This is a genomic window from Gordonia bronchialis DSM 43247 (assembly GCF_000024785.1).
Classification (GTDB): Bacteria; Actinomycetota; Actinomycetes; order Mycobacteriales; family Mycobacteriaceae; genus Gordonia; species Gordonia bronchialis.
This window is the reverse complement of the sequence record NC_013441.1, coordinates 3,286,600-3,302,186: the sequence shown is the minus strand read 5'-3', so window position 1 is coordinate 3,302,186 and position 15,587 is coordinate 3,286,600. Positions and strand designations below refer to the sequence as shown.

Annotated in this window: 16 protein-coding genes; 6 read left to right on the top strand and 10 right to left on the bottom strand. The window is 68.0% G+C overall.

The window, feature by feature from the left end; all coding sequences use genetic code 11:
• Positions 1-2: 2 nt before the first annotated feature.
• A complete protein-coding gene (locus GBRO_RS15320; RefSeq protein ID WP_012834805.1) occupies positions 3-749 on the bottom strand; it encodes a TetR/AcrR family transcriptional regulator in 747 nt (248 codons plus the stop codon).
• A 97-nt stretch (positions 750-846) separates the two neighbouring features.
• Here GBRO_RS15320 and GBRO_RS27875 point away from each other — a divergent pair, with 97 nt between their 5' ends.
• Both GBRO_RS27875 and GBRO_RS27870 read left to right on the top strand, forming a co-directional pair.
• Positions 847-1,650, top strand: a complete 804-nt coding sequence (locus GBRO_RS27875; RefSeq protein ID WP_408585047.1) for an MFS transporter — start codon at positions 847-849, stop codon at positions 1,648-1,650.
• Positions 1,651-1,661: 11 nt separating this feature from the next.
• A complete protein-coding gene (locus GBRO_RS27870; protein WP_408585045.1) occupies positions 1,662-2,366 on the top strand; it encodes an MFS transporter in 705 nt (234 codons plus the stop codon).
• Positions 2,367-2,429: 63 nt separating this feature from the next.
• Here the strand turns inward: GBRO_RS27870 and GBRO_RS15310 are convergent, their stop codons facing one another.
• Both GBRO_RS15310 and glnA read right to left on the bottom strand, forming a co-directional pair.
• Entirely contained in the window at positions 2,430-2,615 is a 186-nt protein-coding gene (locus GBRO_RS15310; protein WP_012834804.1) for a hypothetical protein, read from the bottom strand.
• A gap of 168 nt (positions 2,616-2,783) precedes the next feature.
• Entirely contained in the window at positions 2,784-4,217 is a 1,434-nt protein-coding gene (gene glnA, locus GBRO_RS15305; RefSeq protein WP_012834803.1) for a type I glutamate--ammonia ligase, read from the bottom strand.
• 328 nt (positions 4,218-4,545) lie between these two features.
• Between glnA and GBRO_RS15300 the strand changes: the two genes are divergently transcribed.
• On the top strand, positions 4,546-5,049 hold the full coding sequence (locus GBRO_RS15300) for an RDD family protein (RefSeq protein ID WP_012834802.1): 504 nt from the start codon (positions 4,546-4,548) through the stop codon (positions 5,047-5,049).
• 68 nt (positions 5,050-5,117) lie between these two features.
• On the opposite strand, the gene GBRO_RS15295 is transcribed toward GBRO_RS15300, so the two are convergent.
• From GBRO_RS15295 to GBRO_RS15270, 6 genes are all read right to left on the bottom strand, one after another.
• A complete protein-coding gene (locus GBRO_RS15295) occupies positions 5,118-5,861 on the bottom strand; it encodes a DUF4191 domain-containing protein (RefSeq protein WP_012834801.1) in 744 nt (247 codons plus the stop codon).
• A 47-nt stretch (positions 5,862-5,908) separates the two neighbouring features.
• The gene (gene lipA, locus GBRO_RS15290; RefSeq protein ID WP_012834800.1) at positions 5,909-6,937 is read right to left on the bottom strand and encodes a lipoyl synthase; all 1,029 of its coding nucleotides are present in this window, start codon (positions 6,935-6,937) and stop codon (positions 5,909-5,911) included.
• Complete coding sequence (gene lipB, locus GBRO_RS15285; RefSeq protein ID WP_012834799.1) at positions 6,934-7,689, bottom strand: lipoyl(octanoyl) transferase LipB; 756 nt, start codon at positions 7,687-7,689, stop codon at positions 6,934-6,936. Before lipB ends, lipA begins: the two co-directional genes overlap by 4 nt.
• Positions 7,682-8,566 carry a TIGR01777 family oxidoreductase gene (locus tag GBRO_RS15280; RefSeq protein ID WP_012834798.1) on the bottom strand — a complete coding sequence of 295 codons (885 nt, stop codon included), beginning with the start codon at positions 8,564-8,566 and terminating at the stop codon, positions 7,682-7,684. Before GBRO_RS15280 ends, lipB begins: the two co-directional genes overlap by 8 nt.
• A gap of 7 nt (positions 8,567-8,573) precedes the next feature.
• A complete protein-coding gene (gene sucB / locus GBRO_RS15275; protein ID WP_012834797.1) occupies positions 8,574-10,388 on the bottom strand; it encodes a 2-oxoglutarate dehydrogenase, E2 component, dihydrolipoamide succinyltransferase in 1,815 nt (604 codons plus the stop codon).
• Positions 10,389-10,598: 210 nt separating this feature from the next.
• The gene (locus GBRO_RS15270) at positions 10,599-12,146 is read right to left on the bottom strand and encodes a leucyl aminopeptidase (RefSeq protein ID WP_012834796.1); all 1,548 of its coding nucleotides are present in this window, start codon (positions 12,144-12,146) and stop codon (positions 10,599-10,601) included.
• Positions 12,147-12,235: 89 nt separating this feature from the next.
• Between GBRO_RS15270 and GBRO_RS15265 the strand changes: the two genes are divergently transcribed.
• Complete coding sequence (locus GBRO_RS15265; protein ID WP_012834795.1) at positions 12,236-12,841, top strand: CHAP domain-containing protein; 606 nt, start codon at positions 12,236-12,238, stop codon at positions 12,839-12,841.
• Positions 12,842-12,906: 65 nt separating this feature from the next.
• Positions 12,907-14,016 carry a glycine cleavage system aminomethyltransferase GcvT gene (gene gcvT, locus GBRO_RS15260; RefSeq protein ID WP_041919922.1) on the top strand — a complete coding sequence of 370 codons (1,110 nt, stop codon included), beginning with the start codon at positions 12,907-12,909 and terminating at the stop codon, positions 14,014-14,016.
• Between the two features lie 21 nt (positions 14,017-14,037).
• Here gcvT and GBRO_RS15255 read toward each other — a convergent pair whose 3' ends face one another.
• Entirely contained in the window at positions 14,038-14,379 is a 342-nt protein-coding gene (locus tag GBRO_RS15255; RefSeq protein ID WP_012834793.1) for a DUF2200 domain-containing protein, read from the bottom strand.
• An 80-nt stretch (positions 14,380-14,459) separates the two neighbouring features.
• Between GBRO_RS15255 and GBRO_RS15250 the strand changes: the two genes are divergently transcribed.
• Positions 14,460-15,566, top strand: a complete 1,107-nt coding sequence (locus GBRO_RS15250; protein WP_041919921.1) for a branched-chain amino acid aminotransferase — start codon at positions 14,460-14,462, stop codon at positions 15,564-15,566.
• The last annotated feature ends 21 nt before the right edge of the window (positions 15,567-15,587 follow it).

Below are 15,587 nucleotides of genomic sequence, written 5' to 3'. Positions count from 1 at the left end.
GCTCATCGTAGGGCTTTGCCGTCGATGAGCGCGGCAAGTCCGTCGACGAGCACCGCGAGTCCGAATTCCAGTTGCTCGGTGAAGAAGTCGTCGTCGGCGTCCCACGGGGACATCCCCGCGATGGCGGCGGTGATACCCGGATGGGTATCGGGTCCGACGAGCACGGCGAGCATGCTCTCGTAGGCGGGGCCGTCGGGTTTCGCGTCGAGCATGCCCATCTGGATGGATTGGCGTACGTGGTGGCGTACGAAGCCGTCGACGAGGAGCAGCGCGTTCATCTTCTGCTGGCCGGTCAGCGGCGTCCCGTCGAAAGCGCGGACCCCGGATTCGGTCCAGGACAACGTGTTCGGGCCCACCGGCGGTCGTGACAACGGCACCACCGCGAGCCAGGGACGCGCGCGCATCCGATCGGTGACCGTGTAGGCCCAGTTGCGGATGCGTTCCTGCCAGGTCTCGCCGGGCATGGGGTGTGATGGCCCGTACGCCTCATCGACCATCACGTCGATGACGTCGTCCTTGCTCTCCACGTAGCGGTAGAGCGACATCGTGGTCATGCCGAGTGATTCGGCGATGGCCTTCATCGACACCGCCTCCCATCCGTGCTCGTCGGCGATGGCCACGGCGGCGCGGGCGATGTCATGAATGGTGAGGGTCGGCTTGGGCCCACGGCGCGGTGCGTCGTCACCGCGACCCCAGAGCGATGCCAGGTATCTGGGCAGGGCGTCGGGGTCGGGGGAGCGGCTCGTCATGACCACATCCTACTTACTGCTTGCGGCGTACACAGAACCGTTCTACTATCTGCGTATCAAATAAACAGTCTATGTAATACGCAGAAGGACGAGGATCATGGCCATACGTTCACCGTGGTGGGGTCTCACCGCGTTGTGTCTTCCGATGCTCATCGTGTCGATGGATGTTTCGGTGCTGTTCTTCGCAGTGCCCTATATCGCCGCCGACCTGGAACCGTCGGCTGCCCAGCAACTCTGGATCTTCGACATCTACGGGTTCGTCCTGGCCGGGTTGCTGCTGACGATGGGGTCGGTCGCCGACCGGATCGGTCACCGTCGGCTGTTGATGCTCGGGGCGGCCGGATTCGGGGCGGCGTCGGTGGTTGCGGCGTTCGCGACGAGTGCCGAGATGCTGATCGGGGCGCGTGCACTGCTCGCGGTCGCCGGGGCCACGCTGATGCCCTCGACACTGGCGATGATCCGCCACCTCTTCGACGACGAGGACGCGCGCCGCAAGGCGATCGCCACCTGGAACGCCGTGCTGGCCGGTGGGGTCGCCGTCGGGCCGATCATCAGCGGCTTTCTCCTCGAACACTTCTGGTGGGGGTCGGTGTTCCTCATCAACGTGCCCGTCATGGTGGTGCTGCTGCTCGTCGCTCCGGTGCTGCTGCCCGGACACACCGCGGTCCCCGGCCGTCGGGTGGACGTGCTCAGTGCGGTTCTGGCCCTCGGCGCCATCCTGCCGGTCATCGACGGGATCAAATCGCTTGCTGCCGACGGCTGGTCGGTCGCCGCGGTCCTCACGATCGCCGTCGGCGGGGTGATCGGGACCGTGTTCGTCTGGCGTCAGCGTCGTCTGGCGGATCCGCTGGTCGATCTGATCTTGTTGGGGAGCGGCGGTTTGCGACGTCGGTGTCGGTGAACCTGATGTGCATGTTCGCGATGTTGGGCAACTCCATCCTGATGACCCAGTATCTGCAGTCCGTGCTCGGATACTCGCCGCTGCGTGCCGCACTGTGGAGTCTGGCCCCCACGGTGGTGGTCGGTGCGGTCGCACCGCTGGCCGCGGTGGCTGCCAACCGGGCAGGACGTCCCGCGGTGATCGTCGCCGGGCTGTTGGTGGGCGCCGCGGGCTTCGTGGTGCTGGCGTCGTCGACCGGGATCCACACCCTGCTGCCCGTTCTGGTGGGAGCCACCCTGCTGGCCGCCGGCATCGTCGCGGCGACCTCGATGATCGCCGACTACGTGGTGGGTGTCGCCCCGGCCGACCGCGCCGGCGCGACCTCTGGGTTGCTGGAGACGACGAGTGAACTCGGCGGCGCGCTCGGGATCGCGGTGCTCGGCAGCATCGTCAACGTGGTCTTTCGGACCAACCTCACCGACGCGGGATTCGACGGCGAGCAGCCGCGCACCCTGACCGGCGCGCTCGCCGCCGCACACCACCTGCCGGCGGATCGAGCGGGGACGGCGATCGACGCGGCACGGGTCGCCTTTGTCGACGGCCTCACCGCCGCCGCCTGGGCGGGGGCCGCGGCCCTGGTGCTCACTGCCGCGCTCGCAGTGTGGGGTCTGCGCGATCGGCCGCAGAAGCGTACGGACAGCGTCGACGACGGGGTGGCCCCGGCCACCCACCACTGACCGCAAAGCGCAGCGCCGGAGACCGTCAGATGACGTTCTCCGGCGCGCTGGGGAACGGACGGGTCAGACGACCTCGACCTTGGAGCCACGATGGAGCAGGAGCTCGTTATCGGTATCGGCGCCGGCGACGAACTCGACCAGGAGCTGGTCGTCATCACGCGGGACGGTGGTGCGGACGACCCGGTCGGCACCATCGACGGTGACGCGGTCGCCGGGTGCGAGGTCTTCGGCGTATCTCGTGCGGGGCATTCTCTTACGGTAAAGGCATTGGCTGTGAGTCGGCAGGGCATAAGGTCCCGATCGTGTCTCGGATCACAGTGCCCAGATCTCCGCGGACGGAGGTTGCGCTGACAAAAAAGTTGCCCGATCGCTCGCGAGGCGAGCGATCGGGCAACCGAGTGTACTGACGCCTGCGGCTCAGCAGTCGTAGTAGAGGGCGAACTCGTAGGGGTGCGGACGGATCTGCACCGGCTCGATCTCGTTCTCACGCTTGAGCGCGATCCAGGTCTCGATGAGGTCCTCGGTGAACACGCCGCCCGCGGTGAGGTATTCGTGATCCTCTTCGAGCTTGTCGATCACGGCCGACAGCGAGGTCGGGGCCTGCGGGATGCCCTTGGCCTCCTCCGGCGGGAGCTCGTAGAGATCCTTGTCGACGGGCTCGTGCGGCTCGATCTTGTTCTTGATGCCGTCGAGGCCGGCCATCATCATCGCGGCGAACGCCAGGTACGGGTTGCCCGAGCTGTCCGGGCAGCGGAACTCGAGGCGCTTGGCCTTCGGGTTGTTGCCGGTGATCGGGATACGCACGCAGGCGCTGCGGTTGCGCTGGCTGTAGACCAGGTTGATCGGGGCCTCGTAGCCGGGCACCAGGCGCTTGTAGGAGTTCACCGTGGGGTTGGTGAAGGCCAGCAGCGACGGTGCGTGGTGCAGGATGCCGCCGATGTAGTAGCGCGCCAGATCCGACAGGCCCGCGTAGCCGGCCTCATCGTGGAAGAGTGGCTTGCCGTCCTTCCACAGCGACTGATGGGCGTGCATGCCCGAGCCGTTGTCGCCAAAGAGGGGCTTCGGCATGAAGGTCACCGTCTTGCCGTTCGCGAACGCGGTGTTCTTGATGATGTACTTGAACAGCAGCACATCGTCGGCTGCGTGCAGCAGCGTGTTGAACTTGTAGTTGATCTCGGCCTGGCCGCCGGTGCCGACCTCGTGGTGTCCACGCTCGAGTTCGAAGCCCGCGTTCTGCAGGTTGGTCGACATCTCATCGCGCAGGTCCACGTAGTGGTCGTACGGTGCGACGGGGAAGTAGCCGCCCTTGGGGCGAACCTTGTAGCCGAGGTTCGGGCTGCCGTCGGGATCGGTCGGCGACGCCGTGTTCCACCAGCCGGACTCGGACTCGACCTCGTAGAAGGTGCCGTTCATCTCCGAGCCGAAGGACACACCGTCGAAGATGTAGAACTCGGCCTCGGCACCGAAGAAGCAGGTGTCGGCGATGCCGGTCGAGGCCAGGTAGTCCTCGGCCTTGCGGGCGACGTTGCGCGGGTCGCGGCTATAGGCCTCACGGGTGAACGGGTCGTGGACGAAGAAGCTGATGTTCATCGTCTTCGCCTTGCGGAACGGGTCGATCCGCGCGGTGGCCGGGTCGGGCAGCAGCATCATGTCCGACTCGTCGATCGACTGGAAGCCACGCACGGACGAGCCGTCGAAGGCCAGACCTTCCTCGAAGACGTCCTCGGTGAAGGCCGACGCCGGGATCGAGAAGTGCTGCATGACACCGGGCAGATCGCAGAAGCGGATGTCGACGTACTCGACACCTTCCTTCTTGATGCCCTCGAGTAGTTCTTCTTTACTGCTGTACACCGTGCGGTGACTCCTTCGTGATCGGGTGGTCAGGGGTGCTGACACGCCTCATCCGCCACCAAGGAACAGCAGCGGATCTCAGCCTGAACCGTATGGAGGCGAGGTTGCCCAGGCGTCAAGGGTGTGTTTCTCCTGTGTTACGCGCTCGGCTTGGTGCGCAGTCCAACACTATGCCCCCGGGTCGGTGGTGCTGCACGGAACCTTTCGGATTCCCCGAGTCGCCCGTCACCGATCCCCGTGGCGTCAATCCCCGGGTGGACGGCCACTACCATGGGAGACGGCGGTGACGCAGGCTTTCGTCGCGGCCGACGGCGAAGGGAGAACACCAATGGGGCGGTCCACCGGATCGTGGCTGTCCGGTCCGCAGATCGGACCGGCCGCCGGCGTCGACAACGATTACCGCGGTCAAGACCTCGGCCTTCCGCAGTCGGGACCCGGCTCCCTGGCGACCGGCTGGTCGCGCGTGTCGGGACTGTTCGTGGACTGGCTCATCGCCGGTGGTCTGGCGATGCTGTTCGTCGGGTTCGACTCACCGCACATCAGCACCATGGTGACGGCTGTCTGGTTCGTCATCGGCGTGGTGGCGGTGACCCTGTTCGGGTTCACCCCGGGACAGTTCGCGATCGGGCTGCGGGTGGCGCGGGTGGACCACGGTCCCGACCGGGCCGCCGCAGAGGTCGCGGGTGAGGTTCCGGCCGCTGCTGTGGGCATCGTGCGTGCCGTGGCGCGGCAGGTCCTGATGATCTTCCTGGTGCCGGCCCTGATCAACGACTACAACGGACGCGCCCTGCACGACCGCGCAACCGGCACGGCCATCATTCGTACACGCTGACGGCAAGCGCCGGTGCGGCCGACGCCGCACCCCGTCGCTCACCCGCTTCGCGTCCCGGGCGCGGCGGATCAGCTGCGTCGACGGGCGGTGCGCTGCATGCTGCGCATCTTGGCACCGGCCGGCATCGGGCCCTTGGGCATGCCCGGGCCGGGAGCCTTGGAACCGAGGGCGGCGAGCCGGCCCTCGAGGGTGTCCATGCGCTTGGCGTTGATGTTCTTGGGCAGCTTGTTGATGTGCTTCTCGAGTTTGGACAGCGGCACCTGCCCGTCGTCGTTGCCGACGACGATCTCGTAGATCGGGGTGTCGCCGACCACGCGCGCCGCCTTCTTCTTCTCTTGCGCGAGAAGCGACTTCACCCGGGTGGGGGAGCCCTCGGCGACGAGGATCACGCCCGGCTTGCCGATGACCCGGTGCACGGCGTCGAGGTGCGAGGTACCGGAGACGGCCTGCTGCACCCGCCACTGGCCGCGCATGTTGCCCAGCGCCCAACCGGCGGCGCCGGGCTGACCCTCGGCCTTGGTGTACACGGAGCGCTGCACACGACGGCCGAACAGGATGAACGCGCCGAGCAGTCCGAGCACGATGCCGAGCGGCAGGAACAGCCACAGCGAGCCGAAGGCGAACCCGAGTCCGACGAAGACCGCGACGACCACGACGAACAGGCCGATCATGTACGGCAGCAGACGTTTGTCTTCCTTGCGCTGCATCTGGAAGGCCTGCCACAGCTGTTGGCGCCGTTCCTTCGATGCCTTCTTCCGCGCCTGCTTGGCCGCGGCCTTTGCTTCCTTGTCCTTGGACTGCGCCTTTGCCATGGGTCTAGCTTACGACTGCGTGATGCCGGGTTCGGCGGCGCGTCGGATCAGCGGCCGAGGCGGGCCATCAGGCTGGAGGCTTCCTGGCTGGCCGAGCCCTCGTCGGCGAGATGAGCCATCGCCGGGGCGAGTTCACGACCGTGCCGGGCCATCGCCTGTGCGTAGAGCCGACCCGCCCGATAGGAGGACCGCACCAGCGGGCCCGCCATCACACCGGCGAAGCCGACCTCGTTGGCGAACTCGGAGTGATCGACGAACTCCTCGGGCTTGACCCACCGTTCCACCGGGTGGTGGCGCGGCGACGGGCGCAGGTACTGGGTGATGGTCAGGATGTCGCAACCGGCCTCGTGCAGGTCGACGATCGCCGACTGCACCTCGCGCGGGGTCTCTCCCATGCCGAGGATCAGATTTGACTTGGTGACCAGTCCGAAGTCGCGGGCCGCGGTGAGGACCTCGAGCGACCGCTCGTAACGGAAGGCCGGCCGGATGCGCTTGAAGATGCGCGGCACGGTCTCCAGATTGTGTGCGAGCACCTCGGGGCGGGCGTCGAAGACCTCGGCGAGCAGGTCCGGTTTGGCGTGGAAGTCGGGGATGAGGTTCTCCACGCCGGTACCGGGGTTCAAGCGGTGGATCGCCCGTACCGTCTCGGCGTAGAGCCAAGCACCTTCGTCGGGCAGATCGTCGCGGGCGACACCGGTGATCGTCGAATACCGCAGGCCCATCGCCTGGACGCTCTCGGCGACGCGCCGCGGCTCGTCGCGGTCGAGGGGAGCGGGTCTACCGGTGTCGATCTGGCAGAAATCGCATCGCCGGGTGCACTGTTCGCCGCCGATGAGGAAGGTGGCCTCGCGGTCTTCCCAGCACTCGTAGATGTTGGGGCAACCGGCCTCTTCACAGACGGTGTGCAGGCCCTCGCGCTTCACCAGTCCCTTGAGTTCGGTGAACTCCGGACCCATGGTGGCGCGCGTGCGGATCCACTCGGGTTTGCGTTCGATGGGCGTCTGCGCGTTGCGCACCTCGAGACGGAGCAGTTTGCGGCCGTCGGGTGCGGTGTCAGGGGTGGTGCCGGGGGTCACTGTGCTGATCCTACGCCCGAGCCGATGTGCGCATCCGCGACGGATGCGGCGGGGTCGTGGCCGTCGAGGGCGGCGGCGACGGTACGCGCGACCGGTGCCACGACGTCGGTGACACTGATCGGACGGCCCGTCTCCAGAACCAGCGAGGTGACTCCGGCGTCGGCGATACCGCACGGAACGATCGCTTCGAAGGCGCTCATGTCCGGGTCGACGTTGAGTGCAAAGCCGTGTAGCGCAACGCCTTTGGCGACGCGGATGCCGATCTGTCCGAGTTTGCGCGCGGGCGAATCGTCGATCCAGACACCTGAGCGCCCGGCGACGCGACCGGCCGTGACACCGACGGTGCCGCACACGGCGATGAGGGCGGACTCGAGCCGGCGCACGTACTCCACGACGTCGAGCGGTTCACGAAGGCGGACGATCGGGTAGCCGACGAGTTGGCCGGGACCGTGCCAGGTGATGCGTCCGCCGCGGTCGACGTCGATGACCAGTGATCCGTCCACCGGACGATCCGCGGGTTCGGTCCGCTTGCCCGCGGTGTAGGTCGACGGGTGCTCGAGCAGAAGCAGGACGTCGTGATCGAGGCTGCCCTGCGCGCGTTCCTCGGCCAGACGGTGCTGCATGTCGTAGGCGTCGCGGTAGTCGACGGTGCCGAGTTCGCGGACCTCGATCGGACCGGCGTCGGCACGAACCGGTCCGGGCAATCCGGATTCGGGGAGTCCGGAATCGGGGCGTCCAGAGATGTCAGCCACGCGTGTACTCCAGGGCCGAGTCGATGTCGGGATGATCGAAGGTGAAGTCATTGTCGGTCAACACGCCGGGTACAACGCGCTGACTGAACAAGATCATTTCCTCGGCCATCTCACCACCGACGAAACGTGCGGCGAAGGCGGGAACCGGCAGGAATGCCGGCCGGTGCACGGAACGGCCCAGAGCGTCGACGAAGGTGCCGAACGGCACCGGCGCGGGTGCGCTGAGGTTCACCGGACCCGAGATCGACGAACCGAGCAGGAACTCGATGGCCCGCACCTCGTCGGCCAGGCTGATCCACGAGAAGTACTGCTTGCCGTCGCCGATCGGCCCGCCAAGACCGAGCCGGAAGATCGGCCGCAGCTTGGCCAGCAGACCGCCCTTCGGACTCAGCACCGGTGCGGTGCGCAGCAGGACCACCCGGGTGTCGCGGCCCGCATTCGCGGTGGCCGCCTGCTCCCAGTCGGTGACCAGGCCGGCCAGGAAGCCGTCACCGGCGTGGTCGGATTCGGTGGCGGCGTGGCTGCCCGTGTCCCCGTAGAAGCCGGTGGCGCTCGCACTGAGGAAGGTGGGCACACCGGCGTCGCGCACCGCCTCGGCGAGCACCTCGGTGGGGGTGATCCGAGAGTCCCGCAACTCCTGCTTGAACCGCCCGGTCCAGCGCTGGTTGCCGACTCCGACACCACCGAGGCTCACCACCGCGTCGACGCCGTCGAGACTCTCCGGCGGGACGCCAAAGGTCTCTGGGTCCCAACTGAATTCGTCGTCGTCGAGCGCTTCGCGGCGGACCAGACGGTGGACCGTGTGGCCCGCCGCGCGCAACGAGGTGACCAGGGCCGAACCGATCAGCCCCTGGGAGCCGGCTACGGCTACTCGCACGCCCGGCCTAGAGCCCGAGATCGGCGGCGAAGGCGGCGCCCTCGAGTCGCTTCTTCACGGTGGTGAGGAAGCGGCCGGCGTCGGCGCCGTCGATCAGCCGGTGGTCGTAGGTCAGCGGCAGATACGACATCGACCGCACGGCGATCGACTCCGATCCGTCGTCGCCGGTGATCACCACGGGGCGCTTGACGATCGCCCCGGTGCCCAGCATCGCCGCCTGCGGCGGGACCAGGATCGGGGTGTCGAACAGCGCGCCCTGGCTGCCGATGTTGGTGATGGTGAAGGTGCCGCCGGCCAGCTCGTCGGGCTTGAGACCGCCCGCACCCTTCCGTGCGCGGGCCGCGATGTCGGCGATGGCACGGGCCAGGCCGGGGATCGACAGGTCGTCGGCGTTGTGGATGACCGGCGACAGCAGACCCTGCGGGGTGTCCACCGCGATCCCGAGATGCACCTTGTCGTAGTAGGTGATCTCCTTCTTGTCCTCGTCGATCGACGCGTTGACGTTCGGGTGCGCCTTGAGCGCCTCCACGACGGCCTTCGCGATGAACGGCAGGAAGGTGAGGTTGACGCCCTCGGATGCCTGGAACGACTCCTTGGCCGCCTTGCGCAGCCCGACGATCTTGGTCATGTCGACCTCGAAGACCTGGGTGAGCTGAGCGCTGGTCTGCAGCGACTCGCGGGTCTTCTTCGCGGTGATCTGCCGGATGCGGTTGATCTTCTGCGTGGTTCCGCGCAACTCGGCGAGCTCCGGCTTGATCTCCGGCGAGGCCGACGCCTTCTTCTCAGAAGCGGCCGGGGCCGACGAGGCGGCCGGGGCGGCGGGCTCGGGAGCCGGGGCCTTCTTGGCCTCGGCCGCGGCCAGCACATCCTGCTTGCGGATGCGACCACCCACACCGGTGCCCTTGATCGAGTTGAGGTCGATGTCGTTCTCCGCGGCCAACTTGCGGACCAGCGGGGTCACATACGGGGTCGACTCGACGGTCGGCGGATCCTCGGATTTGCTTGCGGCGGGCTTGCTCTCGGACTCGGCCGGCTTGCTCTCCGACTTCGCCGACTCCGACTTCGCGGGCTCTGACTTCGCCGGCTCGGACTTCTTCTCGGCTGCGGGTTCCGGTTCCGGCTCGGGCTCCGGCTCGGGTTCGGGTTCCGGCTCGGGTTCCGGTGTGGACCTGGCCGCCGACGCATCGCCGATGACGGCGAGCTTGCCGCCGACCTCGACCACGTCGTCCTCCTCGGCGACGATCTCGAGCAGGGTGCCCGCGACCGGGGAGGGGATCTCGGTGTCGACCTTGTCGGTGGAGACCTCGAGCAGCGGTTCGTCGGCGGCGACCTCGTCGCCGACGGCCTTGAGCCAGTTGGTGACGGTGCCTTCGGTGACCGATTCGCCGAGCTCGGGCATGAGCACGTCGGTGCCCTCCGCGGACCCGGATCCGGTGTCGGCCGTGGGCTTCTCGGCCGGCGCGTCGGAATCGGTGGACGGCTCGGCGGCCGCTTCGTCGGGCTCCGGCTCGGGTGCTGCCTCGGTGGGCTCGTCGCCCCCGCTGCTGTCGTCACCGCTGTCGTCACCGGAGTCCTGCGCCTCGTCGGCGTCACCGATCAGCGCGAGTTCACCGCCGACCTCCACCACGTCGTCTTCGGCCGCGATGATCTTGGTGAGGACACCTGAGGTGGGTGCGGGGATCTCGGTGTCGACCTTGTCCGTCGACACCTCGAGCAATGGCTCGTCGGCCTCGACGGTGTCGCCCTCCTCCTTCAGCCACCGGGTGACTGTCCCCTCGGTGACGCTTTCACCGAGGGCGGGCATCTGGACGGAGAAGGCCATCGTTGTTGACTCCTGAACTCGACACTGTTGTCTGTGCTGTTGTGATGCGAAGCTGTGTGCTCGACGGTGTGTGCGCCGTCGGACACCGGGCTGGTGGCGGGTCAGCCGTCACCCTCGGCTAACCCTACCCGGCGACCGACTCGGTCACGCGTCGTGTCGGGACAATTCGACGCCCGGCCGATTCGTGGCCGCTCGGCCGTTGGTGGCCGCTCATCCGTTGGTGGCAATGTCGGCGAGCACCGCGGCGATGGTGCGCACCGGTACCCCGGTGCCGCCCTTGGGGGTGTAGCCCCACGGACTGCCGGTGTTGAAAGCCGGTCCGGCGATGTCGACGTGTGCCCATGCGACGCCCTCGGGAACGAATTCCTTGAGGAACAATCCGGCGGCGAGCATGCCGCCCCACCGATGCGGCGTCACGTTGGCGAGATCGGCCACGCGGGACTTGAGATCGCCGCGCAGTTCGGCCGGCAGCGGCATGGCCCACGCGTTCTCGCCGACCTCGGCGGAGCGGGCGGCCACCCGGTCGCGGAAGTCGTCGGTGCCCATGACGCCCGGTGTGCGGGTACCCAGCGCGACCATCTGCGCGCCGGTCAGGGTGGCGGTGTCGATGAGGTAGTCCGGCTCGTCCTCGCAGGCGCGCACGATGGCGTCGGCCAGCACCAGGCGTCCCTCGGCATCGGTGTTGAGCACCTCGACGGTGCGTCCGCCGTACTGGGTCAGCACGTCACCGGGGCGCTGCGCGGTACCCGACGGCATGTTCTCGGCCATCGGAACGGTCGCCGTGACCGACACGTCGAGGTCGAGGCGGGCAGCCAGGATGGTGGCCGCGATCACCGCGGCGGCACCGCCCATGTCGGAGGTCATCTGGTCCATGTTGGCCGCCGGCTTGATCGAGATGCCGCCGGTGTCGAAGGTGATGCCCTTGCCGACCAGTGCGACCTTCTTCGCGGACTTCTTGTTGTGGGTCAGCCGCACCAGGCGCGGCAGGCGTGAGCTGCCCTTGCCGACACCGATGATCCCGCCGTACCCCTTGGCCTCGAGCTCGGTGTCGTCGAGGATCTCGACGCCCAGACCTGCCTTCGAGCCGAGCGTGCGAGCGCGGGCGGCGAATTCCTCGGGGTAGAGGTGACTCGGTGGGGTGTTGACGAAGTCGCGGGCGATGGCGACGCAGTCGGCGATCGTGGTCGCCTGCTCGAGTTCGGCCTTGGCCTCTTTGGACTTGGACTCGACGATCAGCGTGATCGTCGAGGGCAACGCCTTGCGGGGTGTGGTCTTCTCCGAGCGGAACTCGTCGAACCGGTAGGCGCCCAGGAAGAAGCCCTCCGCGGCGGCGGCCAGGTTGACCGAGGACAGGGTGCTGGCCGCGGAGTCGACGCCCTCCAGTGAGCGCACCGCGATGCCGGCCGCCTGGCGGAGCTGATCGGGATCGTCGACGTTGTCGGCGCCACCGAGTCCCACCGCGACGACGAGGTCCACCGGCAACGACGCCGGAGCAGCGATGCGGGTGACCTCGCCATGCGAGCCGCTCGCGCCGAGAACGGCCAGGGCCGTGGAGATCTCACTCGCCTGAGCGTCGTCGAGCAGACCGTCGCCGATGACCAGGGTGGGCTCGGCGTCGGGGATGGCTTCGGTATCGGGGGAGTCGGAACCCGATGCGCTGATCAGGCCGATGACGAGTGCGGTGTCGCCTTTGCCGATGGTGGTGGACAGTTCCAGTTCGGGGCCGCGTGTGCGGTCGACAGTCTCGTTCTTGCTCACCCGATCAACTCTGCCACAGCGCTCCGTTGACCGAACGACATGCGGATGGCCGCCGGATACCGTGGGGAGAACGAACCGGGGAGGGCCACATGGCGGGACGCGCAGCCACGCGCCGGCGGGGGTTGGGTGCGGGCGTGATCGTCGGCGTGCTGGCCGCCGTGGCCGTCGTCGGGGTGGTCCTGGCCGGCGCGACCGGTCATCTGCCGGGCGTGCGCTCGGCGCTGGGGGCGCACCGCCCCGACTCCCGGCCGTCGACGCGACCCTGCCGGTGCAGCGGGCGCGTGTCGTCGACGTCGTCCGCGAACAGTACGAGCACAATCCGGCGGGTACGACCTAATTCGCAGGGGGTGACCGAACCCTGGTGCGCGGACTTCGTGAGCTGGACCATGCGTGAAGCCGGTGTGCCGCTGCGTAATCCGAACTCCGGGTCGTGGCGCATCCCCGGGGTGGCGAACCTGACCGACCATCTCCGCGACGTGGGCCGGCTGCGTCCGGCGACCTATCGGCCGACGCCCGGCGACATCGTGCTCTACGACAAGCCGAGCCCGATGGGGCAGCACACCAACGTCGTGGTGGCGGTGGCCGGCGACGAGATCACCACGGTCGGCGGCAACGAGCGTGACGGGGTGACGCTGCGTACGTATCGGCAGGGCAGCGACCCCGGCATCATCGGGTACGGGGTGCTCGTGGATTAGCGCGGTCGGTGAGGATCGCGGCCGGCACGCGGCCGTCGATCAGGGAGTCGATTAGCGTGTGGGCCATGAGTGAACTGCTTGCCGGTCCCATCGCCGATCGCCACGTCGCCCTGTGTGCATCGTTCGCGGCCTTCGGTGGCTGGGATATGCCGGTGTCGTATGCCGGAACCGTCGCCGAGCACACCGCGGTGCGCGAGACGGTGGGCATCTTCGACGTCAGCCATCTCGGCAAGGCGCTGGTGTCGGGCCCCGGCGCGGCCGCGTTGGTGAACGCGACACTCACCAATGATCTCGGCCGGATCGGCCCGGGCCGGGCCCAATACACGTTGTGCTGCAACGATTCCGGTGGCGTGATCGACGACCTCATCGCCTACCTGGTGTCCGACGACGAGGTGTTCCTGATCCCGAACGCGGCCAACACGGCCGCCGTCGTCGACGTGCTGCGAGCCGCGGCCCCCGACGGCGTCACCGTCACCGACCGCCACCGCGACCACGCCGTCTTCGCAGTACAGGGACCGCGCAGCCCGGAGCTGCTCGAGGGCCTCGGGTTGCCGGCCGGCATGGAGTACATGGCCTTCGTCGACGCGGAACTCGTCACCGCCGGCGGGGCGCGTCCGGTGCGGGTGTGCCGCACCGGCTACACCGGTGAACGCGGCTACGAGATCCTGCCCTCCTGGGATGATGCCGGTCCGGTGTTCGACACCCTGCTCGACGGTGTTCGGGATCTCGGCGGGATGCCGGCCGGGCTCGGGGCGCGCGACACCCTGCGCACCGAGATGGGTTACGCCCTGCACGGGCACGAGCTGGGACCCGAGATCACGCCGGTGCAGGCGCGGTCGAGTTGGGCGGTGGGCTGGGACAAGCCGCACTTCGGTGGCCGCGACGCGCTGCTGGCCGAGAAGGAGGCCGGGCCGCGTCGTCGTCTCTACGGGCTGCGCGCGACCGGGCGCGGGGTACCGCGTGCCGACTGCGAGGTGCGTTCGGGGCCCGGCGGCGAGCGCATCGGGGTGTGTACCTCGGGAACGTTCTCGCCGACCCTCAAACAGGGAATCGCGCTCGCGCTGATCGACACCGCATCCGGTGTCCGCAAGGGCGACGAGGTGAGCATCGACGTCCGCGGACGGGACCTGCCGTGTGAGGTGGTCATACCGCCGTTCGTCGAGAGCCACGTCTGAAATCTCAGGTACGCAGGAATCTCAGGTACGCAGGATCTTCGTCATCGGTCGTCCCTTGGCCAGCTCGTCGACGAGCTTGTCGAGGTAGCGGATCTTGCGCATCAGCGGATCGTCGATCTCCTGCACCTTGACTCCGCACACCGAGCCGGTGATCAGGGCCGCGCTCGGGTTCAGATCCGCCGCGGCGAAGAAGTCCCGGAACGTCGTGCCCCGCGCGAGGTGCTCGGCCAGGGCGGCGTCGTCGAATCCGGTGAGCCACTCGATGATCTCGTCGACCTCGGCCCTGGTGCGGCCCTTCTTCTCGGCCTTGGCTACGTAGAGCGGATACACCGACGCGACGCTCATCCCGAAGATCCGGTCCATGGTCCCAAGAGTAGTGTCGCGTCCTTCGCCGTCGGAGTCCCGTGCGAATTCGGTTGTGCCCCGGCGGTACGATGGGCGCCATGACCTTGCAGTTCACCCGTAACGAGCATCCCCATCCGGTGTCGGAATCGCGGCGTGCGGAGATCCTCGCCACCCCCGGTTTCGGCCGGCATTTCACCGACAACATGGTGATGATCGATTACGACGCGGACCTTGGATGGCACAGCGCGAAGGTGACCCCGTACGGCCCCATCGCACTCGATCCGTCGGCGATGGTGCTGCATTACGGGCAAGAGGTCTTCGAGGGACTCAAGGCCTACCGGCAGCCCGACGGCTCGATTGCCGCGTTCCGTCCCGAGGCCAACGCCGAGCGTCTGCAGCGTTCCGCAGAACGCCTCGCGATGCCGCCGTTGCCCGTCGAGGATTTCATCGCCTCACTGCGCGCGCTGCTCGCCGCGGACAACGAGTGGGTTCCCGCCGCCGGTGGCGAGGAGTCGCTCTATCTGCGTCCGTTCATGTTCGCCTCGCAGGCGAGTCTCGGCGTCAACGCCCCGTCGTCGAAGTACATCTACTCGGTGATCGCCTCACCGGCCGGCGCCTACTTCGCCGGGGGCATCAAACCGGTCAGCGTGTGGCTCAGCACCGAGTACGTGCGGGCCGCTCCCGGTGGTACCGGTTTCGCGAAGTGCGGCGGCAACTATGCGGCCGCATTCCTCGCGCAGCGGCAGGCCACCGAGCAGGGCTGCGATCAGGTGGTCTGGCTCGACGCGGTGGAACGTCGCTACATCGAGGAGATGGGCGGCATGAACCTCTTCTTCGTGTTCGGGTCCGGCGCCGACGCCCGGCTGGTCACCCCGGAACTGACCGGATCACTGCTGCCGGGCATCACGCGTGACTCGCTGCTCACACTGGCCACCGACGCGGGGTTCGCGGTCGAGGAACGACGGATCACCACCGAGGAACTGCGCAAGGGCGTTGCCTCCGGTGACATCACCGAGGTCTTCGCCTGCGGCACTGCCGCGGTCATCACCCCCGTGGGCCGGGTCAAGGGCGACCACGAGGACTACGTGATCGCCGGCGGCGAGACCGGCGAGGTGACCCAGGCGCTGCGCGACACCCTCACCGGCATCCAGCGCGGCACCTTCGCCGACACGCACGGTTGGATGACGGAGCTCTACCGGCGCTGAGGCGTCTATCGGGGGGCGGTG